Origin of the sequence: Chenggangzhangella methanolivorans (assembly GCF_019797865.1) — a bacterium.
GTDB classification, from domain to species: Bacteria; Pseudomonadota; Alphaproteobacteria; order Rhizobiales; family Methylopilaceae; genus Methylopila; species Methylopila methanolivorans.
The window spans coordinates 4,523,008-4,549,091 of sequence record NZ_CP081869.1; the positions used below are offsets into that span (position 1 = coordinate 4,523,008).

The window sequence follows — 26,084 nt, forward strand, 5'->3', positions numbered from 1 at the left end:
TCGGTATTGGCGCAGGCACGAAGACCGCGCGAAAGACGCGGCGCTTGGGGGGAATTCGGCATGGCGGGGCGCACCGTTACGCGGGCGGATCTTTGCGAGGCGGTCTACCAGAAGGTGGGGCTGTCGCGGACGGAGTCCGCCGCGCTGGTCGAGATGGTTCTCGGCGAGATCGGCGACTGTCTGGAGCGCGGCGAGACGGTGAAGCTCTCGTCATTCGGGTCCTTCGTCGTGCGCGACAAGGGCCAGAGGGTGGGGCGCAACCCCAAGAGCGGGCAGGAGGTTCCCATCCCGCCGCGGCGCGTGATGGTGTTCAAGCCCTCCAACATCCTCAAGCACAGGATCAATGGCGGCGAGGGCGAGCCGCCGGCGGAGAACGGGGCGGCGTGACGGATCTTCCGGAAGACGATCGCGACGTCGCGGCCAAGGGCCCGGACGCGTTCCGCACGATCAGCGAGGTGGCCGAGGAGCTCGGCCTTCCCCAGCACGTGCTGCGATTCTGGGAGACGCGCTTTCCGCAGATCCGCCCGATCAAGCGCGGCGGCGGCCGGCGCTACTACCGGCCGGGCGACGTCGACCTTCTGCGCGGCGTCAAGCAGCTCCTTTACGGGCAGGGCTACACCATCCGTGGCGTGCAGCGGATCCTGCGCGAGACGGGCGGGCGCAAGAACACGCAGGAAGCCGGCCAGCGCGCCGGTCCCTCCTTCGCCCCGGCCGGGTCCGCGCCCTCGGGGCCGGGCCCCGAGATCTGGGCGTCGGGCCGCAGGGCCGCGATCGAAGAAACGCCCGATCCGGCCGATCCGACCGACGACCTTCTCGCGTATGACGACGAGGAATTCGAGGACGCTCCCGTCGCTGCGGCCGGCGCTCGCGTCGTCCAGCCGCACCTGGCGCCGGTCGTCGAGGCGCGGCCTGCTCTGAGCGCGGAGCAGATCGGGCGGCTCCGGGGCGCGCTCGAGGAGCTGGCGGCCTGTCGCCGTTTGCTCGCTGAGCGGACCTGAGGTGTCGCGGCGCCGCATATAAGGCGTTACAATGGGTCGCTATCCCGGTTAAGACGGTAGCCGGGTGGGACTTCGGGGGTGAAGAGTGGCGTTGAAGAGCCTGACGTGCGGAGTTTTTCCGCGGCTCTTCGCCGTGTCGGCGGCGTGCGCGATGGTCGCGGTCGCCCATGCCCAGCCTGCGCCCGACGGTCCTCCGCCTGCCGCCGCGACCGCGGTGCCGGGCGTTCCCTACACGCTCCAGATCCAGGTCGACGGCGGCGACGCCGAGGTCGAGAAGATCGCGACCGACACCTCGACGCTGAAGACTCTCGAGAAGGAAGCTCCGCCGGGGCCGCCGGGCCTCGTCGGCCGCGGCAAGGCCGACATCGAGCGCATCGCCGCCGCGCTGATGGCGACGGGGCGCTACGGGGCGACGGTCGGCGTGACCGTCGCGGGGGTCTCGGTCTCCTCGCAGAGCGCAGCCGACGCGGCGCAGCGCTCCGCCAAGCCCGTACCGGCCGTCATCCGCATCAATCCCGGCCCGGTCTTCACCTTCGGCTCCGTCCGTCTCCAGCCTCTCGACCGAGGCGCCATGGACACCCCCGTGACCCTGCGCAGGACCGGCCTCGAGCCCGGCCTGCCGGCCCCCTCGACCGCGGTGTTCGGGGCCGAATCGCGGATCGTCGACCAGCTTCGCGACGAGGGCTATCCGTTCGCCGCCACCAAGGGCCGCGAGGTGGTCGCCGACCACGCCCGCAAGCAGGTCGACGTCACCATCAACGTCGCGGCCGGCCCGCGCTCGCCCTTCGGCGACGTCACCATCTCGGGCACGCGCGAGGTCGATCCGAACGTCGCGCTCGGCCGAGTGCCGTTCCAGCCCGGCGACCGCTACGACCCCAAGAAGATCAAGCGCCTCAAGGACGATCTCGCCAAGCTCGACGTGTTCTCCTCGATCCGCGTGCGCGAGGCCGACAAGCCGGACGCCTCGGGCCGCGTGCCGATCGCGATCGAGGTCGAGGAAAAGAAGTTCCGCTACGTCGGCGCGGCAGCCAAGTGGGACTCGGTCGACGGCGCGGGCGTCAACGCCTATTGGGGCCACCGCAACCTGTTCGGCGGGGCCGAGAAGCTGCGCATCGACGCCGGCGTCGGCCAGCTGATCTCGAACCCGCCCTCCGAATACGAGTACAAGCTCGGTGTCCATTTCGAGAAGCCGGGGATCATCACCGGCTATGACGACTTGCTGATCGACGTCATCGCCCAGCGCGAGCGGCCGGACGCCTATTGGCGCGACGGCGTGAACGGCGTGGTGGCGATCCGCCGCCAGCTCACCGACGAGCTCGCGCTGCAGATCGGCGTCGAGGGCGACTATTCGAAGGTGCGCGACACCTTCGGCGAGAAGCGCTTTCTGCTCGTCGGCCTGCCGATCGTCGGGACCTTCGACAACACCGACGACAAGCTCGACCCCAAGAGCGGCATGCGCGTCACGCTGCAGGCCGCGCCCTATTACAACGCCAAGGGCGAGCAGAAGTCGCTCAACATCTTCAAGGGCCAGGTGTCGGCCTACTGGTCGTTCGACGAGGACGGCAAGTACATCCTCGCGGGCAAGATCGGCGCGGGCTCGATCATCGGGCCGAGCACGACCGAGGACGTTCCGGCCTATCGGCGCTTCTTCGCGGGCGGCGGCGGCTCGATCCGCGGCTTCGCCTATCAGAGCGCGAGCCCGCGCTGCGAGAAGATCCTCCCGCGCCCGAACAAGTCGCTGCCTTGCGTGCTCAAGGACGATCAGCCGCTCGGCGGCCGCAGCCTGCTCGAATCCTCGCTCGAAGCCCGCATCAAGGTCACGGACACGATCGGCGTCGTGCCTTTCGTCGACGCGGGCGCCGCCTTCGACAAGGCGATCCCGGACTTCAAGGAAGACGTCCGCATCGGCGCCGGCCTCGGGCTTCGCTACTACACCGCGATCGGCCCGATCCGCTTCGACGTGGCGATGCCGGTGGTGGGCCGCACCAAGGCCGATCCGCGGGTCGCGTTCTACGTCAGCATCGGGCAGTCGTTCTGATGCGAGACCAAGGGGTTAAGATCGCACACTGATGGCTGTTCTGAAGCGCGCCCTGATCGTTCTCGCGATCCTGCTTCTGATCCCGGTGGTGGTGCTGGCGGCTGCGCTCGCCTACGTCACGACCGCGCACGGCCTGTCGACGATCGCCTCGGTCGCCTCGACCTACGCCAGCTCCGACGACACCAAGATCGCGATCGGCGACATCGAGGGCTCGTTCCCCTACGACCTGACGCTGAAGGACGTCCGGCTCGGCGACCGCAAGGGCGAGTGGCTGACCGTCGATCGGGCGCGCGTGGTCTGGTCGCCGCTCTCGCTCTACTCCGGCAAGCTCAAGATCGATCTCGTCGACCTTGGCCGCGTCGCGGTCGCGCGCGAGCCCGACTATCCGGAGAAGGAGGAGAACCTCCCGCCGCCGGACCCGAACGCGCCGCTGTTCCCGGAGCTGCCGATCGAGATCCATCTCGACCGCTTCTCGCTCGCCGACCTCGACCTCGCCCAGCCCGTGATGGGCGTGCCCGCGCGGCTCGCGGCCACCGCCTCGGCGATGGTGCGCAAGCCGAAGGAAGGCGTCTCGGCCGAGTTCGACGTGCGCCGCACCGACGGGACCAAGGGCCAGTTTTCCGGCAAGGCGCGCTTCATCCCCGCGACGCAGGGCGTCGAGATCTCGCTGCGCGCTCCGAGCCCGCCGGCGGGCTGATCGCCCGCATGGCCGAGATTCCGGGCCTGCCGCCGATCGACATCGGCATGGAGGGCGCGCTCGACGCGCTCCGCACCCGGTGGTCACCGCCGAACCCAGGGCCGCATCGACGGCGCGGGCGAGCTTCGCCGCGAGGGCAAGGGCCGTCGCGTGAGCCTGGAGCTCGCGGGCGACGTCGGCCGCATGGTCAGCCCGAGATCGCGCGCTCGTGCGCGGCCAGAGCCGCATCACCGCCGGCGCCTTCGTGCCGGACGAGGGGCCGATCGAGATCTCCGAGACGGTTGTCGACATTCCGGCCGTTCGCCTCGGGGCGCGCGGACGGGTCGATCTCGACAAGGAGACCGTCGACCTATCCTATGATCTTCGCGCCGGCGACGCCGCCCGCTTCGCCAGCCTGCTGCCGGGCGTGCGCTGGTCCTCGCTCACCGTGCTCGGAACCGCCAAGGGCCCGCTCGACCATCCGACCGTGAACGCCACGCTCGACGGCGGGGCGCTGGCGGCGCCCCAGGGCGCGGCCGAGACGGCGCGGGTCGTCGTGACCGCGACGCCCAACGGGCCGTTCGCCGACGAAGCCACCAAGATCGCCGCGACCGTGGAGGCGCAGGCCGACGGCGTGAAGTTCGCCGACGATCGCCTCTTCAGCCTCGGCCGCGAGCTTCGCCTCTCGGCCGCCGCCGTCACGACGCCGAAGGGCGTCACCGACGTCGAGCGCGCCGAGCTGTGGCTGGCGGACGTGCGCGCGACCTATGTCGGCAAGGCCTCGCCCGACGCGGTCACGGGGCGCGCGACGGTGAACGCCGGCGACCTCTCGACCCTTTCGGGCCTCGCCGGCCGCGACCTCGCGGGCGCGCTGAACCTGTCGTCCGACCTCGACGTCGCCTTCGACATGTCGAAGCTCGAGGTTTCGGTGGACGGGACGGGCTCGGGCCTCAAGACCGGCGTGCCCCAGGTCGACGCGCTGACCGGCGGCTCGCTGCGGCTGCGCGGCGGGGTCTCGCGCGGACAGGACGGTTCGCTGACGTTCCGCGGCCTCGACGCGCGCGGCGACCACGTGCTCGTCACCGCCGACGGCTCGGTCACCGACGCGAACGCCGACGCCAAGATCCGCGCCGAGATCGACGACCTCGCGCTGGTCGACGCCAATGCGAGCGGCCGCGCGACCGCGACCGCCGACCTCACCGGCCGCCTCGACGATCTCGGCCTCAAGGCGCTGATCGCGGTGCCGGACGGCAAGGTGCTGGGCCGCGCGCTCGAAAAGCTCGAGGTCCGGGTCGACGCCGGCAAGCTCACCGGCGACGTGACGGGGTCCCTGGCGCTCTCCGGCAGCCTCGACCGCAAGCCCATCGCGGGCGGCGCCCGCCTCGTCACCGAGCCCTCGGGCGCGCGCCGCATCGAGAACCTCGACATCGCCGTCGCCTCGACGACGGTGAAGGGCGCGGTCACCGCGCTTCCGGGCGGGATCGCCACGGGCTCGGTCGCGATCGATTCGCCGGACCTCTCCGAGATCGGCGCGCTCGCGCTCACCGAACTCGCCGGCGCGCTCAAGGGCGACGTCGCGCTCTCCGAGCAGAACGGCGCGCAGCGCCTCGTCGTGAAGCTCGACGGCCAGAACGTCGCCGCGCCCGGCGCGAAGCTCGGCGCGCTGAAGGTCGACGCCGCGATCCTCGACCCGGCCGGCAAGGTGACGGTCGACGGGACGGTTTCGGGCTCCGGGATCGTGGCGAGCGGCCAGGCGATCGACACGCTGTCGGTCGTCGCCCGCGGCGCTCCGAACGGCATGGACGTCGCGCTCGACATGGCCGCCAGGGGCTCGTCGGCGAAGGCCGCGGCGCGCGTCGCCTATGCGCCGAACGAGACCCGCATCGATCTCTCGCGCCTTGATCTCGCAGGCGGTGGCAAGACCGCGGCGCTCAACGAGCCCGCGACGGTGCGCGTCGGCGCCGGGGCCGTGGCGATCGACGCCTTTTCGCTGCGGGCCGGCGAGGGGGGCGTGCTCGACGTCTCCGGCACGGCCGGCGAGACGCTCGATCTCAACATGCTGCTGCGCGACCTGCCGCTCGCGCTTGGCAACGCCTTCACGCCCGGCCTCGACATGGCCGGCATGGCGCAGGGAACCGCCAGGCTCACGGGCGCGGCCGCCGCGCCGGTCGTCGACTACGACTTCAACGTCGCCGGCCTCTCGATCGCCAAGCTCCGCAACGCCAAGGTCCCGGCGCTGTCGATCGCCACCCGCGGCCGGCTCGAAGGCCAGCGGGTGACGACCGACACGAAGGTCTCGGGCGCAGGCGGGCTCGAGGCCGACGTGACCGGCTCCGCGCCGATCGGCGAGGGCGAGCTCGACATGAACGTGCGCGTGCGCTCGCTGCCGCTCGCGCTCGCCAACGCTTTCCAGCCCGAGCTCGGCTTCGGCGGGCGGCTCGAGGCCGACGCGCGCGTCGCCGGACCGGTGACGGCGCCGAACGGGACCTATCGGGCCAAGGTCGTGGACTTCACCTCCGTGCGCGCCCGCGGCGTCGCGCCGATCTCGGTCGACGCCTCCGGCGAGCTTCAGGGCGCGCGCGTCACCACCGACGCCACGATCGCCGGCGCAGGCGGCGTGCGCGCGACCGCCAGGGGCTTCGCGCCGCTCGGCAAGGGCGACGTCGACATGGCGGTCAATGTCGCCGAGTTGCCGCTCAGCCTCGCCAACGCCTTCGCGCCGGATCTCGGCCTCGGCGGCGTGCTGCGCGGCGACCTACGGTCAGCGGCCCGGTGGACGCGCCGCGCGGGACCTACGACCTCAAGGTCTCGAACCTCGTGGCCGCGCCCGCCAAGGGCGTCCCGGCGCTCGAGATCCAGACCCGCGGCGCGCTCGAAGGCGAGCGGGCGACGACTGTCACCACCGTCACGGGCGGCGGCATCGATCTCTCGGCTCAAGGGTCCGCCCCGCTCGGCGACGGCCCGATCGACATGGACGTCGCGATCCGCGAGCTGCCGCTGAAGATCGCCGACGGCTTCCTGCCGAACTCCGGACTGGGCGGCGCCCTGATGGGGACCGCCAAGATCGGCGGCTCCGCCAAGGCGCCGGCCGGGACCTATGACCTCACGGTCAAGGATCTCACCTCCGCGCGCGCCAAGGGCGTGCCCGCGCTCAACGTCTACGCCCGCGGCGACTTCGACCCGAAGCGCGTCGTGACCGACGCGCTGGTGACGGGCGGCGGCGGGATCGAGGCCTCGGCCCGCGGCTCCGCCCCGATCGGGCAGGGCGACCTCGACATGACGGTCGGCCTCAAGGCGTTCCCGCTCGCGCTCGCCAACGCCTTCGCGCCGACGCTCGGCCTCGGCGGGCAGGCGATGGGAAATGCGCGCCTGACGGGCCCGGTCTCGGCCCCGATCGGGACCTACGATCTCACGGTGAAGGACCTCACCGCCGCGCAGGCCAAGGGCGTGCCGCCGCTCCAGATCGCCGCACGGGGCGACCTGACGGGCGAGCGCGTCTCGACCGACGCCGCGATCACCGGCGCGGGCGGGATCAGCCTCACGGCCAAGGGCTCGGCACCGATCGGCGACGGCGATCTCGATATGGCGGTGGCGATCCGCGAGCTGCCGCTCGCGCTCGCCAACGGCTTCAGGCCCGAGCTCGGCCTCGCCGGCGTGCTGCGCGGCGACGCGCGCGTGCTCGGCCCGGTGTCCGCCCCGCGCGGGGCCTACGATCTCACGATCGCGGATCTGGTCTCGGCGCAGGCCAAGGGCGTTCCGGCGCTCCAGATCGCGACCAAAGGCGCGCTCGAAGGAAACCGCGTCACCACCGACACGCAGATCACCGGCGGCGGCGGCGTCCAGGCCTCGGCAAAGGGCTCGGCCCCGATCGGGGACGGCGACCTCGACATGGCGGTGGCGATCGGCGAACTGCCGCTCGCGCTCGCCAACGCGTTCCAGCCCCAGCTCGGCCTTGCGGGCGCGCTGCGGGGCTCGGCCAACGTCTCGGGCCCGATCGCCGCGCCGCGCGGAACCTATGATCTCGCCGTCTCGGGCCTCACCGCCGCGCAAGCCAAGGGCGTCGCGCCGCTCGAGATCGTCACCAAGGGCGCGCTCGAGGGCGACCGGGTGACGACCGACACCGCGATCACGGGCGGCGGCGGGGTGAGCGTCACGGCCAAGGGCTCGGCCCCGCTCGGGACCGGCGACGTCGACATGAGCGTCGCGATCCGCGAGGTTCCGCTCGCGCTCGCCAACGCGTTCTCGCCGTCGCTCGGCCTTGGCGGCCGGCTCCGGGGCGACGTCAGGGTCGCGGGCCAAGTCTCCGCGCCGCAAGGAACTTACGACCTCTCGGTCGAGAACCTGACGTCGGCGCAGGCCAAGGGCGTTCCGGCGCTCCAGATCACGTCAAGGGGCACGCTCGAGGGTCAGCGCGTCACCACCGACACGGCGGTGACGGGCGGAGGCGGCATCCGCCTGACCGCCAAGGGCGCGGCCCCGATCGGGCAGGGCGACCTCGACATGGCGGTCGACATCGCCGAACTCCCGCTCTCGATCGCGAACGGCTTCTCGCCGGGCCTCGGCCTCGGCGGAAAGCTCGCGGGCGGCGCGAAGGTCGCAGGGCCCATCGCCGCGCCGACGGGCGACTACGACCTGCGCGTCACGGGCCTCACGGCGGCGGCCGCCAAGGGCGTGCCGGCGCTCCAGATCACGTCGAAGGGCGCGCTCGCCTCGGGCCGCGTGACGACCGACACCGCCGTCACCGGCGGCGGGGGCGTCCGCATCACGGCGAACGGCTCCGCGCCGCTGTCGGCGACAGGCCCGCTCGACGTCGCGATCGCGATCCGCAACGTGCCGCTCTCGCTCGCCAACGGCTTTTCGCCGGGCCTCGGCGCGAACGGCACGCTTCAGGGCGAGGCCAAGGTCGCGGGCACGGCGTCCGCGCCGGCCGGAACCTATGCGCTGAGGGTCACGGGGCTCTCCACCCAGGCGACACGCGGCGCGGGCGTGCCTGCGGCCTCGATCGACGCCAAAGGCCGGCTCGACGGCCAGCGGGTGTTCACCAACACGGTGGTGACGGCCGCGAGCGGCCTGCGCGTCACGGCCAACGGCTCGGCGCCGCTCGGCGCGGGCGACCTCGACCTCCAGGTCGGCGGCCGCGCGCCGCTCGGCTTCCTCAACGACACGCTCTCAGTCTCGGGCGACCGCATCGACGGGACCGCGACCTTCGACGTCAAGGTGGGCGGGCCGACCTCGGCGCCGCGCATCAACGGCTCGGGCGCGCTCCAGAACGCCTCCTACTCCAACCGCGCCGCGGGCCTGCAGCTGCGCGGCCTCTCGGCCTCGGTGGTGGCGAACGGGACCAACATCAACGTCGCGAGCCTGCGGGCCACGACGCGCAACGGCGGCACGATCTCGGGCTCGGGCCGCGTCGCGGTCGACCCGGCGGCGGGCTTCCCGGGCGAGATCAACTTCCAGGCCAACAACGCCGAGGTGGTGGGCACCGACATCGTCACCGCGATCACGGACGCCAACCTCAAGCTTGAGGGCCCGCTCGCGCGCCGGCCGGTGATCAACGGGACGATCCGCACCCGCTCGGTCGAGATCCAGATCCCGGACCGCATCCCGGCCCAGTACACGCCGCTGCCGGGCGTGCGCCACCGCAACGCGCCGGCCGCAGTCACCCGCCAGCTCGCGGCGCTCAACACCGGCGGAGGCAAGGGCGGCTCCAAGGACGACGCCTTCCTCGCGACGCTCGACATCGACGTTCAGGCCGAAAACCGCATCTTCATCCGCGGCATGGGCATGACGGCGGAGGCCGGCGGCCAGATCAAGATCACCGGCACCTCGGCGGCGCCCGTTCCGGTCGGCGCGTTCCAGCTGCGTCAGGGCCGCAGCTCCATCACGGTCATCGGCAAGCGGCTGAACTTCACGCGCGGGCAGGTGGGCTTTGCGGGCGATCTCGACCCGACGCTCGATTTCCTCGCCGAGACGCCCGCCAAGGGCATCACCGCGCAGGTGCTGATCTCCGGAAACGCGTCCTCGCCCAAGATCGAGTTCACCTCAAATCCGGCGGTGCCGCAGGACGAGGTTCTGTCGCGCCTCCTTTTCGACAAGTCTTCGGGCGAATTGTCCCCGAGCCAGGCCATCACGCTCGCCCAGGCGGTCGCCCAGTATTCGGGCGTCGGCGGCGGCGGCGCGGGGCCGCTCGACAGTCTGCGCAAGGGTCTCGGGGTCGACAACCTCGATCTCGGCGGCGGCTCCGGCGGAGGGCTCTTCGGCCTCGGCATCGGAAAGTACATTTCCGACAACATCTATCTCGGCGTGACGCAAGGCACGTCGCCGAGACCACCGGCGTGACGGTCGACATCGACATCACGAAGAACATCAAGGCCCAGGGGATGGCCGGCGCCGCCGGCAACACCTCCGCGGGCGTCGCGATCGAATGGGACTACTGAACGTCCGCTCTCCCGGCCGAACCCCGGACAGGCGGACGCGGCGTGAAGCGAGATGGATGACGACACCGACGGCGTGAAGCGCCGCACCAGCGAACGGATCGCCGAAGTGCGCGCCCGGTTCGCATCAGGGCTCGGCCAGCGGGCGGAGGCGCTGTCGGCGCTCGCCCGCGGCGCCGCGAGCGCCGACAGGTCCGTGGCCGACAAGGCCGCGGACGATCTGAGGCTCGGGCTCCACAATCTCGCAGGCGGCGCGCCGACGCTCGGCCTCGCCGATCTCGGCAAGGCCGCGGCGGCGCTCGAGAAGCGCCTGATCGCCGAACGCCTCGCCGACGGCGGCCTCGAGCTCTCGGTCGCCGAGCGGCTCGCCGGGGATATCGAAAGGTTGCCGGACCTCGCGTGAGGCGTCGCGCGGCCGCGGAGCTCCGGCCTGCGGTCAGCCTGCGCGGCGCAGGAGCGCGGCGGCCGGCGCCTCGGCGCGGTCGCGCGCCGGCTGGCCCTTGTCGGGCACGGGCGCAAGCGCGCTCATGACGCGCGAGGCCGGAAGGGTGACGATGACCTCGGTGCCTTCGCGCAGCCTCGACTTCAGCGAGAAGCCGCCGCCGTGAAGGTCGATCAGCCCCTTGACGATCGGCAGGCCGAGGCCCGCGCCCTGCTCGGCGGTCTTGATCGCGAGGCTGCCCTGGCCGAACGAGGCGAGCACGGTCGGGATCTCGTCCTCGGGGATTCCCGGTCCGGTGTCGGAGACCGAGACGTACTGGCCGCCCGACGTCGTCCAGCCGAGCTTCAGGCGGATCTCGCCGCCCTGGGGCGTGAACTTGATGGCGTTCGACAAGAGGTTCAGCACCACCTGACGCATGGCGCGCTCGTCGGCCCAGACGGGCGGCAGGTCGGGCTCGGCGATCTCGCGGATCTGGATGCCGCGCTTCTTGGCGCGCAGCTTCAGCAGGTGGTGGCAGTCCTCGACGATGTAGGCGAGCCGCACGCTCTCCTCATTGAGCTCGTAGCGCCCCGCCTCGATGCGCGAGAGATCGAGGATCTCGTTGATGAGATTGAGCAGGTGCTGGCCCGACTGGTGGATGTCGTCGGCGTATTCCTTGTAGGTCGGGGTCGCGTGCGGCCCGAACACCTCGGTCTTCATCACCTCCGAGAAGCCGAGGATGGCGTTGAGCGGGGTTCTGAGCTCGTGGCTCATGGTGGCGAGGAACCGGGACTTGGCGAGGTTGGCCTCCTCGGCGCGCCGGCGGGCCTCGTCGGAGTTGGACTTGGCCTGCTCCAGCTCGCCGATCAGCGCGTCCTTCTCGGCGCGGAACTCGAGCGTCTCGAGCGCCGTGGCGTGAAGGCGCTGGGCGAGGAGCAGGAAATAGATCTCGGCGCCGGCGCTCAGCGCCGCGACCGCAGTGGCGGCCGCGCCGCCTTTCAGCACGTAGGTGCCGATCACGATCGCGGCGATCGGCAGCGTCGCCGCGCAGGCGGCGATCGGAACGGTGGAGGCGAGCATCGTCGCGACCGCGACGCCGACCAGCATCACGAACAGCGAGACGATCTCGGCCGCGTCGCCGGTGTCGCCGGCGCCCGCCAGAAGAATGACGATCGACGCCCAGGCGATGCCGTTCAGCGCCTCCGCGCCGGCGAAGCGCGTGATCCAGAGCTTGAGATGGGTGGCCTCGACCTCGCTCGCGACGAAGCGCCGCGCGAGCGCGGCCACCAGCACCTGTCCGGCGAGCGCGAAGACGAGCCAGGCGAGCGCGATCGGCGGCACGAGCCACGTCATCGACACGCCCGCGATCACCGCCGCGACGGTGAGCGCCACGGGCACGGCCGAAATGCGATTCTGGGCGTAGATTCGTGCGAGCTCGAAGCCGAATTCAGGCCGCGGTCCGGAGCTCGACGTCAGGGTTTCGCGCGCGGCCCGAACCTTCTGGCCCACAAGCCGCCTTCGCTCGGACGTCTCGCTCGTCCGGCGGTCGGTCGTCCGCTCCGCCGGGAGTTCGAACATGTCCACGTGGCAAGGGCCTGTCTGTCGTTCCGCTCAGGCCCGAACCATGGCGCCCAAACCTTTAAGACCCGCTGACCCGATGGATCGATTTTGCAGGTATCGATCGTGAGTCGTTCGATTTCCTCCGGGTCGCCGGCGGCGTTCGACGCCCTGCTTGCGCGGGTCCGGGCGTGCCGGATCTGTCGCGACGCGCCGCTCGGCCGGCCGCTTCCGCACGAGCCGAGGCCGGTGCTGCGCGGGCGCCCTTCGGCCCGGATCGCGATCTGCGGGCAGGCGCCGGGCACGCGCGTCCACGCGAGCGGCGTGCCGTTCACCGATCCTTCGGGCGTCAGGCTCCGGTCCTGGCTCGGCGTCGACGAGGCGGAGTTCTACGACGAGGACCGCGTCGCGATCGTGCCGATGGGCTTCTGCTTCCCGGGCCTCAGCGAGGCCGGCGCGGACCTGCCGCCGCGTCGCGAATGCGCCCCGGCCTGGCGAAGCGAGGTGTTCGCGCATCTCGAAAATCTCGAGCTCGTCGTCGCGGTCGGGCGGCCGGCGCAGGTCTGGCATCTCGGGCGCCGCGAGGCGGGCGCGAGCCTGACCGAGGCGGTGGCGGACTGGCGGCGGATCGTCGCCCTCCCGGGGCGGACCGCGGTGTTTCCGCTGCCCCATCCGTCGTGGCGCAACAACGCCTGGCTGAAGCGCAATCCGTGGTTCGAGGCCGAGGCGATCCCGCGGCTCAAGGCGATGACGCGCGCGATCCTCGACCGGCCGGCGTGAGCCGATCCGGGAAGCGCCGCGCAGGGTTTTCCCCCGGGATGCGTGAGAGGCGGCGAAAGGGGCGACGCGCCCCCACAGGAGCGGTTCACATGATCCGACATTTCGCAGCGGCGAGCGCCGTGGCGATTTTTCTGGCCTCCGGCCTCGCGGCGATCGCGCCTGCGGCGGCGCAGGACGCCGGCGCCTCGCGCGAGCAGCGCGCCGAGCGCATGGTCAAGCGCTTCGAGAAGCTCGACCGCAACAATGACGGCGCGGTCGACCGGCGCGAGGTCGAGCGGCGGCTCGAGCGCGGCTTCGAGCGCGCCGACCGCAACAATGACGGCGTCGTCGACCTCGACGAGGTCAAGGCGCTCACCGAGAAGCGCGGAAACAAGGGCGGCGGGCGCCAGCGCGGCGGCGGCGACCGGATCGAGAAGCGGTTCCAGAAGGCCGACGCCGACCGCGACGGGCGCGTGACGCGAGAGGAGTATCTCGCGAAGACGCCCATCTGGTTCCGCCGCGCCGACGCCAATCGCGACGAGCGCGTGACACGGGCCGAGTTCGACGACTACATGGCGAATCGAAAGATGAAGGGCGGCAAGCGGAAACGGAACCGGGACGAGATGTGACCGACGAGGTGGGGGGGCGGAGGTGCCGGCTGATGACGGCTTCAAGCGCGACCGTGCTCGTGTTCGACGGACGGCGCGTGGCCTCGGGTGAGGCCGCGCGGCCCGAGCGGGCCGAGGCGAGCGAGGACGACGAGCTGATGGCGCGGGTCGCGGCCGGCGATCAGCGCGCGTTCTCGCGTCTCGTCGCGCGGCACGCCCCGCGCGCGCAGGCGCTCGCCCACCGGTTCACCGGCTCGTCCGCCGAGGCCGAGGACGTGGTGCAGGAGGCGTTCTGGCGGGTGTGGCGCTCGGCTGCGCGCTGGCAGCCCGGCGGCGCGCTGTTCTCGACCTGGCTTCACCGGATTGTGGTCAATCTCTGCGTCGACCGCGCCCGCAGGCAACGCATAAGAAAACTGGCTGCCCTTCGCCGACGCCTTCGACCCGCCCTCCGACGAGCCGGGCCCGGAGCGCTCGCTTGCCGACCGCGACGCGGTGGAGAAGGTGCGGGCCGACATTTTGACGCTTCCCGAACGGCAGCGCGCGGCGTTGCTGCTCTCGGCCGACGGGGAGCGTTCGAACGCCGAGATCGCGACCGTCCTCGAGACGAGCGAGAAGGCGGTGGAATCGATGCTGGTGCGGGCGCGCCGGACGCTCCGCGCCCGGCTCGCGACGCGTGAGGAGATGTGAGACGTGACTGACGAGAGGCGGATGGATCTCTTCGCCGAGCGGCTCGACGCGCTGGGTCCGGATTTTTCCCGCTGGCCGGCCGCGGAAGGCGCGGCCGCGCGCGCGCTCACGCTGCGTTCCGAGGAGGCCCGCAGGCTGCATGACGAGGCGCGCCGGATGCATGCGCTGGTGGGGGAGGCGGCCGCCGCCGACATGCCGAACGGCCTCGCGTTCCGCATCGTGGCGGAGGTCGCGTCGCGCCGCAGCGACAAGCTCGGCTGGCTGTTCGCCTCGCCGCGCCGCTTCGGCTTCGCCGGCCTCGGCTTCTGCGTCGCGGCGCTCGCCATCGGCGTCGCGCTCGGGTCGATCGGGCAGCCCGCCCAGGCCGACGACGGCGGCGACTTCGACTTCGGCTCGGCCTTCTCGCTGACGCTGACGGACGGCGACCTGTGAGCATGCGCAGGCGGCCGCATGGCCTCGTCTATGCGCTTCTTGCGGTCTCGCTCGCCGTCAACCTGATCGGGGCGGGCTATTTCCTCGGCGCGGGCTTCGCCGACTACCGCAGCGCCCGGCACGGCAAGCCGCCCCGCACGGTGGAAAGCACGATCGACTACGTGGCCGGCCGCTACCCTGCGCCGGTCGCCGCGAAGGTGCGGGCCAAGCTCGAGGCCAAGCGCCCCGAGCTTTCGACCGCGTTCGACGAGATGCGGCTCGCCCGGCGTGAGACCCGCAAGGCGATCAAGCAGCAGCCGCTCGACAAGGCCCGCATCGAGGCCGCGTTCGCCGCCTCCCGCGACAAGGCGGTGGCTTTCCAGCAGTTGATCCAGAGCGCCATCATCGAGGCGCTGCCGGACTTGCCCGAATCCGAACGCAACGCGATCGAGAAGGACGACGATCCGGACTGACGACGCTTTTGAAGCCGTCGTCGCCTGATGTGATGGAGAGGTCGCATGGACCTGCGCGAGCGCCTCGAACGGCTCGTCGAGATCGACCGGCCGAAGCTCTACGTGATGGGGGCCGGGATCGGCATCCTGCTGTCGATCATCGGCGTGTGGCTGACCCCGGTCGCGGCCGACATCGGAAGGCGCCACATGGACTGGCTCTACGGCGTCGGCGAGGCGACGCTCGTCGCGGGCTGCGCGCTGACGCTGCTCTGCGTCGTGATGATCGTGGCGGAGTCCTGAGGCCTCACGCGGCCGCGCGCCGCGTCAGGCGCCGCTCCATCGCGTTCCAGACGCGCCGGACGATCTCCACGACGATCAGATAGAGCGTCGCGGCCCAGACATAGACCTCGAAGTCGAGCGAGGCCGAGAAGGGCGCGCTTGGCGGCGCTCATGAGGTCGACCACCGTGATGACGCTCGCGATCGAGCTCGCCTTGATCATCAGCACGAGCTCGTTGCCGAGCGGCCGCAGCGCGAGGACGAGCGCCTGCGGACCGAGCACGAGCCGGTAGGTCTGGAGGCGCGTGAGGCCGAGCGCCTGCGCCGCCTCGACCTGACCGGCCGGAACCGATTTCAGCGCGCCGCGGATGATCTCGGCCTGATAGGCGGCGGTGTTGAGCGTGAGCGTCACCGCCGCGCACCAGAACGCCTCGCGGAAGATCCACCAGATCCCGACATCGGTCAGCGCGTGTCGGAACTGGCCCGTGCCGTAATAGATGAGGAACAGCTGGCAGAGCACGGGCGTGCCGCGGAAAAAGCCGGTGAAGGCGGCGACGGCCGCACGCGCCGGCGCCGGGCCGTCGAGGCGCGCGATCGCGAGCGGCCAGGCCAGCATGAAGCCGATCGGCACGGCGATCGCCACAAGTGACAGCGTGACGCCGAGCCCCTGCAGGAGGTTCGGCCCGTAGCGGCCGAGCAGGTCGGCGTCGAGGCCGATCCAGGAGGCTGCGGCGAGAGCCGTCTCCATCGCGCTCACCGGCCCGCCGTCGCGAGGCCGCGCGACGTCCTCGCCTCGATCCGGGCGACGACGAGCGCGGACAGACCTGCGAGCGCGAGGTAGATCAGGCAGGCGGTCAGGTAGAACAGGAACGGCTGCTTGGTGGAGAGCGAGGCGAGATAGCTCTGCCGCATCAGGTCCGGCAGCGCGATCACCGACACGAGCGAGGTGTCCTTCAGCAGCGTCAGCCAGTTCGCGCTGAGGCCGGGCAGCGCGAGCCGCCAGACCTGCGGCAGGATCACGAGCCGGAAGCCCTGCGCGCGGCTGAAGCCGAGGGCCTCCGCGGCCTCCCGCTGTCCGTCCGGCACGCCGCGGATCGCGCCGGAGAACGTCTCGCTCGCATAGGCCCCGAAGACGAGCGCGAGCGCCGTCGTCCCGGCCCAGAAGGCGCTGACGGCCGGCGTCTGGCCCGACGGCTCGAGGCCGAGGAGGCTTTCGGCGAGGCCAAGCGCGGCTCCGGCGAGCCGCGGCGCGCCGTAATAGACGAGAAACAGCGTCAGCAGTTCGGGAAGCCCGCGGAACACGGTGGTGTAGGCCTCGCCGAGCGCGCGCGGGGCCGCGCCGCGGGCGTTCTTCAGGGCCGCGACGCCGAGGCCGATCGCGAGCCCGATCACGAGCGAGGTCAGCGCGAGCCCGACCGTGACGCCGACGCCCGCGAGCAGCTCGTCGCCCCAGCCGCCCGGTCCGAAGGAAAGCGCGGCCAGGGGAGAGGGCGGCGTCACGCGGGCCGGGCTCAATAGAGGCTGAAGGGGAAGTAGCGGGCGTTGATGCGGGCGTAGTCGCCATTGGCGCGCAGCTTCGCCACCCCGTCGTCGATCAGGCCCTTGAGCGCGACGTCGCCCTTGCGGATCGCGGCCCCCACGCCGTCGCCGAAATATTCCGGATCCGAAATGTCGCCGCCGGTCGCGCGGCAACATTTGCCCTCGTCGGTCGTCTCGAGCCAGGGCAGCAGCACGAGCTTGTCGCAGAGCATGGCGTCGAGGCGCCCGGAGACGAGATCGAGATTGGCCTCGTCCTGCGCCGAATAGAGCTTCACCTCGGCGCCCGCCGGCCCATAGACCGCCTCGAGATAACGGGCGCTCACCGTCGCGGCCTGCGCGCCCACGACCTTGCCCGCCATGGCGTTCGGCGAGACGTCCATCCCGGCGTTGAGGCTGTCGACCGCGAACATCGCGGGCGAGGAATAGTATTTCTGCGAAAACGCCACGACCTTGAGCCGCTCCTGCGTGATCGACATCGAGGCGAAGACCGCGTCGAACTTCGAGGCGAGCAGGCCCGGGATCAGGCCTTCCCAGTCCTGCGCGACGAAGCTGCAGTCGAGGTTCTGGACTGCGCAGATCGCCTTGGCGAGATCGATCTCGAAACCCTGGAGCGAGCCGTCGGAGGCGATGAAGTTGAACGGCGGATAGGCGCCCTCGGTCGCGATCCGCACCTTCTTCCACTCACTCGCCTCGGCTTGTCCGACGAGCGCGAAGACGATCACGAGCGCCGCGGAAACGAGCCGGCGGCGCGCATGTCGCTTCGGGAGAAGCCCGCCGGTTGCGGCCATCACGCTCGCCCCATCGCCCGCCGCGCCGCTCGCGGCGTGGGAGGATGATTTCACCGCGCGGCCCGGACGGCAACGCGACGTTCCGCCTCCGCAAGCGACCTCAATAGGGGTCGAAGGAGAAGTACTTGCGGGCGATGGCCTGATAGCCGCCGTCGCTGCGCAGCCGGAGGATCGCATCGTCGATGAGCGCCTTGAGCTCGACGTCCTCCTTGCGCATCGCGGCTCCGATGCCGGCTCCGAGGAAGGGCGGCATGACGATGTCGTCGCCCACAACCTGGCAGCACTGCGCGACCGGGGATTTCTCCAGCCAGTCGAGCAGGGCGGTCTTGTCGCCAATGATGACGTCGAGACGGCCGCGCGAGAGGTCGAGCCGGGCCTCGTCATGGGTGACGTAGAGCCGGACCTCGGCGCCTTCGGGCACGTAGAGCTCCTGGATCAGCCGCGCGTTGGTGCTCGCGAGCTTCGCGCCGATCTTGAGGCCCTTCATGGACTTGGGATCGGTGGCGGCGATGGGCTTGGCGCGGTTGGCCACGAACATCGCGCGGGTGTCGTAGTATTTGTTGGAGAACAGCGCGAAGCGCCGACGCTGCTCGGTGATCGAGAGCGAGGAGAACACCACGTCGTAGCGCCCGGCGACCAGCGCCGGCAGCAGCCCGGCGAAGTCCTGCACCACGAACTCGCATTCGGCGCTCAGCCGCTCGCAGATCGCCTTTGCGAGGTCGATCTCGAAGCCCTGAAGCTGGCCCATGGAGTCGAGATAGTTGAACGGCGGATGGCCGCCCTCCGACCCGACGCGGATGCGCCGCCACTCCGTCGCCTCGCCCGACGCGGGGGCGAGCGCGGCCAAGAGCGCGAGAGCAAGGGCGGAGAGGCGGGCGGCGAGGATCAAGGGCGCGGGTCGCATGCTCGGGATCCGCGAAGCGCGGCGGCGGCGATGATGTCCCCGCGTGTCTTGTCGCTTTGCTAACGCCCCGGGGCTTCAGCGCCCCGACAGCAGCCGTTCGGCGCGCGCGACGTCCGCGGGCTCGTCGAGATCGAGAAAATCGAGCGGGCCGTCGAAACTGACCGCGGCGGCGCCGAGCGCCTCGAGCGCGCGCTTGGGCGAACGCAGGCCCTCGCGCGCGAGCGCCTCGAGCCGCCCGAGCGCCGAGACAGGCCAGAGCGCGTCGAGCGGCTCGACGCCGTGCGGCCCGTGGGCGACGGCGGCGCCGTCGCCGGCCGCCGCGGCAAGGCGTGCGACGAGGTCGGCGGGCGGGCAGGGGGCGTCGCCCGGAACGGTCGCGAGATGCGTAACGCCCGGCAGCGCCGCGGCCCAGGCGAGGCCGGCGAGGACGCCGGCGAGCGGTCCCTCGGGATCGCCCGGCCGGTCGGCGAGCACCGGCAGGCGGAGGCGGGCGAAGCGCGCCGGATCGCCGTTCGCCGACAGCGCGAGCGGCTCCGCCTGCGAGGCGAACCGGTCGAGCAGCCGGTCGATCGCCGCGCGTCCGGCGACCTCGATCAGGGCCTTGTCTCCGCCGCCCATGCGGGTCGCGCGTCCGCCCATCACGACGAGGCCGGCGATCGCGCGGATATTCGAATGGGGGGCTTGGGTTTGAAGCGTCACGAACGCATTTGACCCGAGGGGCGGCCAAGGTCCATAGGGCGTTCCGAGACGACAGGGAGTTTTGGCATGCCAACCGAAGACGACGTCAGGCGCGCCCTCGGCGCTGTTCCCGCTCCGGACGGCGCGGCGAGCCTCGCCGACTCCCCCTCGCTGTCGAAGATTTCGGTGCTGGGCTCGCGCGTCATCTTCTCGATCGAGACGACGCCCGAGAAGGCCGGCGCGATCGAACCGATCCGCCGCGCGGCCGAAGCCGCCGTGAAGGCGGTGCCCGGAGTCTCCGACGTGCTGGTGGCGCTCACCGCCGAGCGCGAGCCGGGCTCCGCGCCTGCTCCGCGGCCCGCCGCCTCGCCGATGGCCGCCCGCGGCGCCCGCGAGGCCGCGCCGGGGGCCGGAACCCCGCAGCGTCCGCAGGGCCACAGCGGCGCCGGCGTCCCGGGCGTCCGCCACATCGTCGCGGTCGCCTCCGGCAAGGGCGGCGTCGGCAAGTCGACCACGGCCGCCAACCTCGCGCTCGCGCTCAAGAAGCAGGGCCTGCGCGTCGGCCTGATGGACGCCGACGTCTACGGCCCGTCGGTCCCGACGCTCTTCGGCCTGCACTCCAAGCCCGAGATCGAGGGCAAGCAGATGAAGCCGCTCGAGGCCCATGGCCTCAAGATCATGTCGATCGGCTTCCTGGTGGACGCCGGCACGGCGATGATCTGGCGTGGGCCCATGGTGATGTCGGCGTTGACCCAGATGCTGACCGAAGTCGCCTGGGGCGAGCTCGACATTCTGGTCGTGGACATGCCGCCCGGCACCGGCGACGCGCAGCTCACCATGGCGCAGCGCGTGAAGCTCTCCGGCGCCGTCATCGTCTCGACCCCGCAGGACCTCGCGCTCGCCGACGCCCGCCGCGGCGTGGCGATGTTCCGCAAGGTCGACGTGCCGATCCTCGGGCTCGTCGAGAACATGAGCTACTATTGCTGCCCGGAATGCGGCCATCGCGCCGATCTCTTCGGCCATGGCGGCGCGCGGGCGGAGGCGCAGGCGATGGGAACGCCGTTCCTCGGCGAGATCCCGCTCGCGGTCGAGATCCGCGCGCAGTCCGACGCCGGCTCGCCGATCGTGGCGCAGGATCCGGAGGGCGCGCACGCCAAGGCCTATGGGGGCATTGCGGAGCTGCTCTGGAAGCGCCTGACCGAAGGCGCGCCGGGCCGCGTCGCGCGCGCGATCGTCATCGAGCGCTGACCCGTCCAGTCTCGAATTATTCTAACTTGATGACGAGGGCGAAAAAGCCGTTCGGTCAAAGGCTCTTAGGCGTGAATTGACAGGATCGTGATCGAAGCGTTCCGTCCGGCCTGACGTGTCCCGCGCGGCGTCGCGCGGGCGCCGGAGGAGACAAGAAGATCATGACCGCCAGATGGATCGCCGCGCTCGGCGCGGCCGGCCTGTGCGCGATGCTCGCCGCGCCCGCCTTCGCCGAGGAGGAGGCCAAGGCGCCTGCGCCCAAGGACGTGCTGAAGACCTACGCCGACGTCGCGCAGGCAATGTATGGCGACGCGGTGATCGGCGCGAAGGCACTGCAGGCCAAGGTCGACGCGCTGCTGAAGGATCCGACCGACGCCACGCTCGCCGACGCCCGCAAGGCCTGGATCGACGCCCGCCCCGCCTATCAGCAGACGGAGGCCTACCGCTTCGGCAACAAGGCGATGGACGATCTCGAGGGCCGGGTGAACGCCTGGCCGCTCGACGAGGGCCTGATCGACTATGTCGACCCCAAATACGGCGACAGCTCCGACGAGAACCCCTATTACGCCGCGAACGTCATCGCGAACCCCAAGCTCAAGGTCGGCCGCAAGACGGTCGACGCCACGAAGATCACCGCCAAGCTCCTGAACTCGCTTCAGGAAGTGGGCGAGGTCGAGGCCAATGTCGCGATCGGCTACCACGCCGTCGAGTTCCTGCTCTGGGGGCAGGACCTGAACGGCACGGGCCCCGGCGCCGGCAATCGTCCGGCCACCGACTATGCGCAAGGGGCGGCCTGCACCCACGGCAATTGCGACCGCCGCGCCGACTATCTGCGCGTCGTCACCGGCATGCTGGTCGACGATCTCGCAAACATGGAGAAGGCCTGGGAGGCCAAGGGCAAGGCCCGGACGGCGCTCATGAAGAAGAAGGGGCCGTCGGCGCTCGCCCCGATCTTCACCGGCCTCGGCAGCCTCTCCTATGGCGAGCTCGGCGGCGAGCGGATGAAGCTCGGCCTCATCCTGCATGATCCGGAAGAGGAGCACGACTGCTTCTCGGACAACACGCACAACTCGCACTACTACAACATCGTCGGCATGTCGGAGATCTGGCGGGGCCGCTACAAGCGCCTCGTCGGAACGGTGGTCGAGGGCCCCTCGATCAAGGCCTACGCCGAGGCCAAGGCGCCCGAGCAGGCCGAGAAGCTCACCGACCTGTTCTCCGAGACGCTCTCCAAGGCGCAGGCCATGAAGGACAAGGCCGACAGCGGCATGGCCTACGACCAGATGATCGGCGAGGGCAACGCCGAGGGCAACAAGGCGGTGCAGGACGTGATCGACGCGCTCGTGGCCCAGACCCGCGGCGTCGAGGCGGTGGTGGCCAAGCTCGGCGTGAAGATCACCGTCGAGGGCTCCGACAGCCTCGACGCGCCGGAGAAGGTCACGCAGTAAGCGCGTCGGAAACCGTCGTCCCGGATCGCGGGCCATGCGCCTGCGATCCGGGGCCGTTTTCAGGTCATGGCGCCAAAAACGCCGCGCTTGTGTCCCGGCCTTGAGCCGGGACCCAGAACCGATACCTCTTCTCGAAGAGGCGGACGCGGACTTGAGTGAAATGGTGTCGGCTCTGGGTCCCGGCTCAAGGCCGGGACAAGGTGGTGGCGGCTGGTTGTGATGTCGCGTCTTGGCGTTTCCCGCAGAACTCTTCTCGGCGGCGGCCTTGCGGTCGCGGGCGCCGCGCTGCTTTCGCCGCGGGGCTTCGCCAAGGGACCGGCTCCCAAACCGCTGCCGCCCCGGACCCTCAAGCCCGTCACCGGCGAAAAGCCCGTCTCGCTCGTCGCCGCCGAACGTCCCGCAAGACTGCTCGGGCGGGGCGGCCCCGAAAGCCGCCTCTGGACCTATGGGGACGAGCTGTTTCGCCTCGTTCGCCTGAGACAGGGCGAGACGCTCGCCGTCGACTTCGAGAACCGCCTGCCCGAGCACACCTCCATCCACTGGCACGGGCTGCGGATCCCGAACGACCAGGACGGCGTGCCCTATCTCACCCAGCCGCCGGTGAAGCCCGGCGAGCGCCACGCCTATCGCTTCACGCCGCCGGACGCCGGCACCTTCTGGTTCCACCCCCATTGCGACACCGTCTCCCAGCTCGGCCGGGGACTTGCGGGCGTGATGATCGTCGATGGCGACGAGACCAGGCCTTACGACGCCGACCTCGTGCTGGTGCTGAAGGACTGGCGGCTCGACGAGCCGAGCGGCGACTGGCTGCCCTTCACGACGACCCGCGGCATGCTGCGCGCCGGCACCTTCGGCACGGTGCGGAGCGTCAACGGCGAGCAGGCGCCCACGATCAAGCTGCCGGCCGGCGGCGACTGCCGGCTGCGCCTGCTCAATCTCGACTCCACCCGGGTCGGCGACCTGTCGTTCGAAGGCATGGAGGCCGCGGTCGTCGCGATCGACGGCGCGCCCGTCGCGCCGTTCCCGCTGACCGACTGGCGGCTCGGCCCCGCGATGCGGATCGACGTGGTGGTCCGCGCGCCCGCCCCGGGCGCGACCGGGAGGCTCGTCGACTATTTCTCGGCCAAGCCCGTGACGCTGGCGACCTTTGCGGGCGAAGGCGAGGGCAGGTCCGCGCGCGCGTTCGACCCGGCGCCGCTGTCGCGCGGCGCGATCCCCGAGCCGAAGCTGAAGGGCGCCGGAAGACTCTCCTTCGCCTTCGCCACCGCCACGGGCGGCAAGTCGAAGCTCGCGGCGGCGGCGGAGGGCGGCGACGCGCTCGACCAGGCGCTGCTCGACAGCCTCTGCGCGTCCGAGACGGTGAACTGGAGCATCAACCGCGAAAGCTGGCCTGCGGGCGACCATTCCCGCGTGCCGCCGCCGCTCTTCACCCTGCGGGAAGGGCGGACTTACGTCGCCGAGCTCACCAACGAGACGCCGCACGTGCACCCGATCCATCTGCACGGCTTCACGTTCAAGGTGCTGAAATCGACGCGCGCGGACACGCCCGAGCATTTCGCCGACACGGTTCTGCTGACGCCGAAGGACCGCATCACCATCGCGTTCGTCGCCGACCGGCCCGGCGATTGGATGGTCCACTGCCACCTGATCGAGCATCAGGAGACGGGCATGATGGGCTATGTGAAGGTCGCGTGATGGAGCGGGGCCGAAGCGCGACCTCTCTGTTCCCTCCTGCTTGCGGGGAGGGTGAGGGTGGGGGTGGTTCAGGATCGAGCGCCGCCGTCGCGCTTAAGGCTGCGTCTGTCGCTCCACCTCATACTGAGCGACCCCCGACCCCTCCCCGCAAGGGGGAGGGGAGCAGCGCGGCGATCCTCGTCCTTATCGCTTCCATGACGTGCGCCGCCCCCGCGGCCGCCCGCGACCTCGACGTCGCGATCGGCAAGGCGACGTTCGACCGGCTCTGGGTCCAGGCACCCGCCTCGACCAAAAGCGCCGACGGGCTCGGCCCGCTCTACGCCGCGCGCTCCTGCGCCTCGTGCCATGCAGGGAGCGGCGGACGGACGACCTTCCGGCTCGGCCGCGACGATCCGGCAGGGCATCCGGGCCTCGTGATCCGCTTCGGCGACGCATCCGGAACGCCCGACCCGACCTATGGCGCGCAGCTGCAGCCGGCGGGGCTTTCGGGCGCGGCCGGCGAGGGGCGGGCGGCGGTCCGCTTCGATCCGGCGGCGCACGGCATGCCGCCGCGGCCGCGCTGGAGCGTCGAGGATCTCGGCTACGGCGCGCTCTCTGCGGAAACCCACGCCTCGCCCCGCGTCGCGCCGTCGCTCGCCGGGATCGGGCTGCTGGCGAGGGTGAGCGAGGCCGAGATCCTCAAGCGCGAGGATCCCGACGACCGCAACGGCGACGGCGTCTCCGGCCGCGTGGCGCGGCTCGCCTCGGGCGAAATCGGCCGCTTCGGCTGGAAGGCCTCGGAGCCGACGCTCCATGCGCAGGCCGCCGCCGCCTTCGCGCTCGATCTCGGGCTCTCGAGCGACCTCCGCCCCGATCCCGCTGGCGACTGCACGGACGCGCAGACCGCCTGCCGCTTCGCGCCGCAGGGCTCGCAGGACGGCGAGCCCGAAGTCGCGCCGGCGCTGATGGCGGGGCTCGTCGCCTTTCTCGAGCGCCGCCCTGCGCCGCCCGCGCCGGCGACGACGAGGCGCCAAGACGTTCGCCGCCGTGGGATGCGCCGCCTGCCATGCGCCGAGCCTTGCGCTCGACGGCGGCGGCGAGGCGCGGGCCTTCACCGATCTCCTGCTCCACGACATGGGCGAGGATCTCGACGACGGCGCCGGCGAGGGCGCGGCGACGAGCCGGGAGTGGCGCACCGCGCCGCTCTGGGGCCTGTCGCGCGCGCTGGCGCAAGGATCCGGGCTGATGCATGACGCGCGGGCGGGCGACGTCGCGGAAGCCGTGCGCTGGCATGGCGGCGAGGCTTCCGGCGCGCGAAGCCGCTTCGACGCGCTGCCCAAAGGCGAGCGCGACGCGCTCGTCGCCTATGTGAGCGGGCTTTGACGATGGAGAGCCGGATGATGGCGCGCAGTCTCGCCGCAACGCTTGCGCTGCTCGCGCCCGCCGGACCGGCTCTCGCCAAGACGCCCGAGCCCGGACCGCTCGCCGTGAAGGCGATCGAGACCGTGATCGTGCCGCGCTACGAGGCTTTCGCCAAAGCGACGGCCGCGCAGACTGACGCCTGGACGAAGGCCTGCGCGGACGGCGACTTCGCGCCCGATCTTGGCGCGCTGCGCGAGGCCTATCAGACGGCGGCCGACGGCTGGGCGGCGGTCGAGTTCGTCACCACCGGGCCGATCGCCACCTCGCTGCGGCCCGACCGGGTGTTCTTCGGGCCGGACCGCCGCAACACGGTGGCGAAGGCGCTCGCCGAACTCACCGCCAAGGCCAGGGACGGCGACCTCTCGCCCGAGACGGTGCGCGGGGTGAGCGTCGCGGCGCAGGGGTTTCCTGCGCTCGAGCGCGTGCTCTACGAGCCGGCCGAGGGCGAGGCCGCGGCGCGTTGCCGGGTCGGCGTCGCGATCGCCAAAAACCTGTCCGGGATCGCGGCCGACGTCGTGACCGAATGGAAGGCCGAGACCGGCCCGCTCGCGCGGCTGAAGCGCGGGGAGGGCGACCCGCTGAGCTTCGCCGATCCGGCGCAAGCCGCCGCCCGGCTGATGACGGATCTCGCCGGCGGCGTGCAGCGGGTGAACGACGTCAAGCTGCTGCCGGTTCTGGGATCGAGCGCGGACGCCGCGCGCGCCAAGGCCGCGGAGGGCTGGCGCTCGGGCCGCTCGGCGCGCGCGATCCGGGTGACGATGGCGAGCGTCGCGGACCTCGCCAGGGTCTTCGCCGCCGCTGCGCCCGTCGATCTCGCGGCTGCCGACGCCAAGGCGTTCGCGGCGGCCCAGGCTTCGGCCGCGAAGCTGCCGGACGACCTCGGCGAGGCGGCGACCGAGCCGAAGCGCCGCAAGGCGATCGAGGCCGCGGTCGCGAGCTTCAAGGCCGCGCAGACCGACGTCGTCCAGAAGCTCGCGCCCGCGCTCGGCGTGCCGCTCGGCTTCAACGCGCTCGACGGGGATTGAGGCGGTGGAGCGGAAAGGAACTGCGTGCTTCGAGACGCCG

At 71.5% G+C, this 26,084-nt stretch carries 23 protein-coding genes and 2 pseudogenes; 19 read left to right on the top strand and 6 right to left on the bottom strand.

The window, feature by feature from the left end; translation table 11 throughout:
- Positions 1-60: 60 nt before the first annotated feature.
- From K6K41_RS23670 to K6K41_RS23700, 7 genes are all read left to right on the top strand, one after another.
- Positions 61-387 (top strand): integration host factor subunit alpha, encoded by a 327-nt coding sequence (locus K6K41_RS23670; RefSeq protein WP_261402525.1) that lies wholly within the window; start codon positions 61-63, stop codon positions 385-387.
- Positions 384-998, top strand: a complete 615-nt coding sequence (locus K6K41_RS23675; protein WP_261402526.1) for a MerR family transcriptional regulator — start codon at positions 384-386, stop codon at positions 996-998. The genes K6K41_RS23670 and K6K41_RS23675 overlap by 4 nt, the downstream gene beginning before the upstream one ends.
- Before the next feature lie 133 nt (positions 999-1,131).
- Entirely contained in the window at positions 1,132-3,036 is a 1,905-nt protein-coding gene (locus K6K41_RS23680; RefSeq protein WP_261402527.1) for an autotransporter assembly complex protein TamA, read from the top strand.
- Positions 3,037-3,067: 31 nt separating this feature from the next.
- Positions 3,068-3,733 (top strand): hypothetical protein, encoded by a 666-nt coding sequence (locus K6K41_RS23685; RefSeq protein ID WP_261402528.1) that lies wholly within the window; start codon positions 3,068-3,070, stop codon positions 3,731-3,733.
- 208 nt (positions 3,734-3,941) lie between these two features.
- Entirely contained in the window at positions 3,942-6,713 is a 2,772-nt protein-coding gene (locus K6K41_RS23690) for a translocation/assembly module TamB domain-containing protein (RefSeq protein WP_261402529.1), read from the top strand.
- A 1,499-nt stretch (positions 6,714-8,212) separates the two neighbouring features.
- A complete protein-coding gene (locus K6K41_RS23695) occupies positions 8,213-10,051 on the top strand; it encodes a translocation/assembly module TamB domain-containing protein (protein WP_261405829.1) in 1,839 nt (612 codons plus the stop codon).
- Positions 10,052-10,201: 150 nt separating this feature from the next.
- Entirely contained in the window at positions 10,202-10,549 is a 348-nt protein-coding gene (locus tag K6K41_RS23700; RefSeq protein ID WP_261402530.1) for an Hpt domain-containing protein, read from the top strand.
- 33 nt (positions 10,550-10,582) lie between these two features.
- On the opposite strand, the gene K6K41_RS23705 is transcribed toward K6K41_RS23700, so the two are convergent.
- On the bottom strand, positions 10,583-12,145 hold the full coding sequence (locus tag K6K41_RS23705) for a sensor histidine kinase (protein WP_261405830.1): 1,563 nt from the start codon (positions 12,143-12,145) through the stop codon (positions 10,583-10,585).
- A gap of 105 nt (positions 12,146-12,250) precedes the next feature.
- Here K6K41_RS23705 and K6K41_RS23710 point away from each other — a divergent pair, with 105 nt between their 5' ends.
- From K6K41_RS23710 to K6K41_RS23740, 7 genes and pseudogenes are all read left to right on the top strand, one after another.
- Positions 12,251-12,904, top strand: a complete 654-nt coding sequence (locus K6K41_RS23710) for a uracil-DNA glycosylase family protein (RefSeq protein ID WP_261402531.1) — start codon at positions 12,251-12,253, stop codon at positions 12,902-12,904.
- A gap of 89 nt (positions 12,905-12,993) precedes the next feature.
- On the top strand, positions 12,994-13,512 hold the full coding sequence (locus K6K41_RS23715) for an EF-hand domain-containing protein (RefSeq protein ID WP_261402532.1): 519 nt from the start codon (positions 12,994-12,996) through the stop codon (positions 13,510-13,512).
- 137 nt (positions 13,513-13,649) lie between these two features.
- A pseudogene (locus tag K6K41_RS23720) lies at positions 13,650-13,844 on the top strand (sigma factor); the annotation flags it as partial.
- A 148-nt stretch (positions 13,845-13,992) separates the two neighbouring features.
- Positions 13,993-14,178: a sigma factor-like helix-turn-helix DNA-binding protein gene (locus K6K41_RS23725; protein ID WP_261402533.1), complete on the top strand. Its 186-nt coding sequence runs from the start codon at positions 13,993-13,995 to the stop codon at positions 14,176-14,178.
- A gap of 3 nt (positions 14,179-14,181) precedes the next feature.
- Positions 14,182-14,610, top strand: coding sequence for a hypothetical protein (locus tag K6K41_RS23730; RefSeq protein WP_261402534.1), 429 nt, complete (start codon positions 14,182-14,184; stop codon positions 14,608-14,610).
- Between the two features lie 2 nt (positions 14,611-14,612).
- Entirely contained in the window at positions 14,613-15,062 is a 450-nt protein-coding gene (locus K6K41_RS23735; RefSeq protein ID WP_261405831.1) for a periplasmic heavy metal sensor, read from the top strand.
- Positions 15,063-15,107: 45 nt separating this feature from the next.
- Positions 15,108-15,341 carry a hypothetical protein gene (locus K6K41_RS23740; protein ID WP_261402535.1) on the top strand — a complete coding sequence of 78 codons (234 nt, stop codon included), beginning with the start codon at positions 15,108-15,110 and terminating at the stop codon, positions 15,339-15,341.
- Here the strand turns inward: K6K41_RS23740 and K6K41_RS23745 are convergent.
- The 5 genes from K6K41_RS23745 to K6K41_RS23765 form a co-directional block, all read right to left on the bottom strand.
- On the bottom strand, positions 15,260-16,066 hold the full coding sequence (locus K6K41_RS23745) for an ABC transporter permease (protein ID WP_315855084.1): 807 nt from the start codon (positions 16,064-16,066) through the stop codon (positions 15,260-15,262). The genes K6K41_RS23740 and K6K41_RS23745 overlap by 82 nt on opposite strands.
- A 5-nt stretch (positions 16,067-16,071) precedes the next feature.
- A complete protein-coding gene (locus K6K41_RS23750) occupies positions 16,072-16,818 on the bottom strand; it encodes an ABC transporter permease (RefSeq protein ID WP_261402536.1) in 747 nt (248 codons plus the stop codon).
- 11 nt (positions 16,819-16,829) lie between these two features.
- Positions 16,830-17,645, bottom strand: a complete 816-nt coding sequence (locus tag K6K41_RS23755) for a transporter substrate-binding domain-containing protein (protein ID WP_261402537.1) — start codon at positions 17,643-17,645, stop codon at positions 16,830-16,832.
- A 100-nt stretch (positions 17,646-17,745) separates the two neighbouring features.
- Positions 17,746-18,549: a transporter substrate-binding domain-containing protein gene (locus K6K41_RS23760; RefSeq protein ID WP_261402538.1), complete on the bottom strand. Its 804-nt coding sequence runs from the start codon at positions 18,547-18,549 to the stop codon at positions 17,746-17,748.
- A gap of 75 nt (positions 18,550-18,624) precedes the next feature.
- The gene (locus K6K41_RS23765) at positions 18,625-19,188 is read right to left on the bottom strand and encodes an NTP transferase domain-containing protein (protein ID WP_261402539.1); all 564 of its coding nucleotides are present in this window, start codon (positions 19,186-19,188) and stop codon (positions 18,625-18,627) included.
- A gap of 126 nt (positions 19,189-19,314) precedes the next feature.
- On the opposite strand from K6K41_RS23765, the gene K6K41_RS23770 reads away from it, so the two are divergent.
- The 5 genes and pseudogenes from K6K41_RS23770 to K6K41_RS23795 all read left to right on the top strand — a co-directional run bounded on the left by K6K41_RS23770 (position 19,315) and on the right by K6K41_RS23795 (position 26,044).
- The gene (locus K6K41_RS23770; protein ID WP_261402540.1) at positions 19,315-20,475 is read left to right on the top strand and encodes an Mrp/NBP35 family ATP-binding protein; all 1,161 of its coding nucleotides are present in this window, start codon (positions 19,315-19,317) and stop codon (positions 20,473-20,475) included.
- A gap of 161 nt (positions 20,476-20,636) precedes the next feature.
- A complete protein-coding gene (locus K6K41_RS23775) occupies positions 20,637-21,923 on the top strand; it encodes an imelysin family protein (RefSeq protein WP_261402541.1) in 1,287 nt (428 codons plus the stop codon).
- Positions 21,924-22,142: 219 nt separating this feature from the next.
- Positions 22,143-23,618, top strand: a complete 1,476-nt coding sequence (locus tag K6K41_RS23780; protein ID WP_261402542.1) for a multicopper oxidase family protein — start codon at positions 22,143-22,145, stop codon at positions 23,616-23,618.
- Positions 23,619-24,160: 542 nt separating this feature from the next.
- A pseudogene (locus K6K41_RS30805) lies at positions 24,161-24,980 on the top strand (di-heme oxidoredictase family protein).
- Between the two features lie 14 nt (positions 24,981-24,994).
- Complete coding sequence (locus K6K41_RS23795; protein ID WP_261402544.1) at positions 24,995-26,044, top strand: imelysin family protein; 1,050 nt, start codon at positions 24,995-24,997, stop codon at positions 26,042-26,044.
- Positions 26,045-26,084: the final 40 nt, after the last annotated feature.

Excerpts from the sequence above, each read along its gene's own strand:
- K6K41_RS23770 (WP_261402540.1), top strand. The coding sequence starts at position 19,315 with ATGCCAACCGAAGACGACGTCAGGCGCGCCCTCGGCGCTGTTCCCGCT.
- K6K41_RS23755 (WP_261402537.1), bottom strand. The coding sequence starts at position 17,645 with ATGGCCGCAACCGGCGGGCTTCTCCCGAAGCGACATGCGCGCCGCCGG.
- K6K41_RS23700 (WP_261402530.1), top strand. The coding sequence starts at position 10,202 with ATGGATGACGACACCGACGGCGTGAAGCGCCGCACCAGCGAACGGATC.
- K6K41_RS23685 (WP_261402528.1), top strand. The coding sequence starts at position 3,068 with ATGGCTGTTCTGAAGCGCGCCCTGATCGTTCTCGCGATCCTGCTTCTG.
- K6K41_RS23780 (WP_261402542.1), top strand. The coding sequence starts at position 22,143 with ATGTCGCGTCTTGGCGTTTCCCGCAGAACTCTTCTCGGCGGCGGCCTT.
- K6K41_RS23670 (WP_261402525.1), top strand. The coding sequence starts at position 61 with ATGGCGGGGCGCACCGTTACGCGGGCGGATCTTTGCGAGGCGGTCTAC.
- K6K41_RS23760 (WP_261402538.1), bottom strand. The coding sequence starts at position 18,549 with ATGCGACCCGCGCCCTTGATCCTCGCCGCCCGCCTCTCCGCCCTTGCT.
- K6K41_RS23775 (WP_261402541.1), top strand. The coding sequence starts at position 20,637 with ATGACCGCCAGATGGATCGCCGCGCTCGGCGCGGCCGGCCTGTGCGCG.
- K6K41_RS23735 (WP_261405831.1), top strand. The coding sequence starts at position 14,613 with ATGCGCAGGCGGCCGCATGGCCTCGTCTATGCGCTTCTTGCGGTCTCG.
- K6K41_RS23795 (WP_261402544.1), top strand. The coding sequence starts at position 24,995 with ATGATGGCGCGCAGTCTCGCCGCAACGCTTGCGCTGCTCGCGCCCGCC.
- K6K41_RS23705 (WP_261405830.1), bottom strand. The coding sequence starts at position 12,145 with ATGTTCGAACTCCCGGCGGAGCGGACGACCGACCGCCGGACGAGCGAG.
- K6K41_RS23745 (WP_315855084.1), bottom strand. The coding sequence starts at position 16,066 with ATGGAGACGGCTCTCGCCGCAGCCTCCTGGATCGGCCTCGACGCCGAC.
- K6K41_RS23695 (WP_261405829.1), top strand. The coding sequence starts at position 8,213 with ATGGCGGTCGACATCGCCGAACTCCCGCTCTCGATCGCGAACGGCTTC.
- K6K41_RS23765 (WP_261402539.1), bottom strand. The coding sequence starts at position 19,188 with ATGGGCGGACGCGCGACCCGCATGGGCGGCGGAGACAAGGCCCTGATC.
- K6K41_RS23740 (WP_261402535.1), top strand. The coding sequence starts at position 15,108 with ATGGACCTGCGCGAGCGCCTCGAACGGCTCGTCGAGATCGACCGGCCG.
- K6K41_RS23715 (WP_261402532.1), top strand. The coding sequence starts at position 12,994 with ATGATCCGACATTTCGCAGCGGCGAGCGCCGTGGCGATTTTTCTGGCC.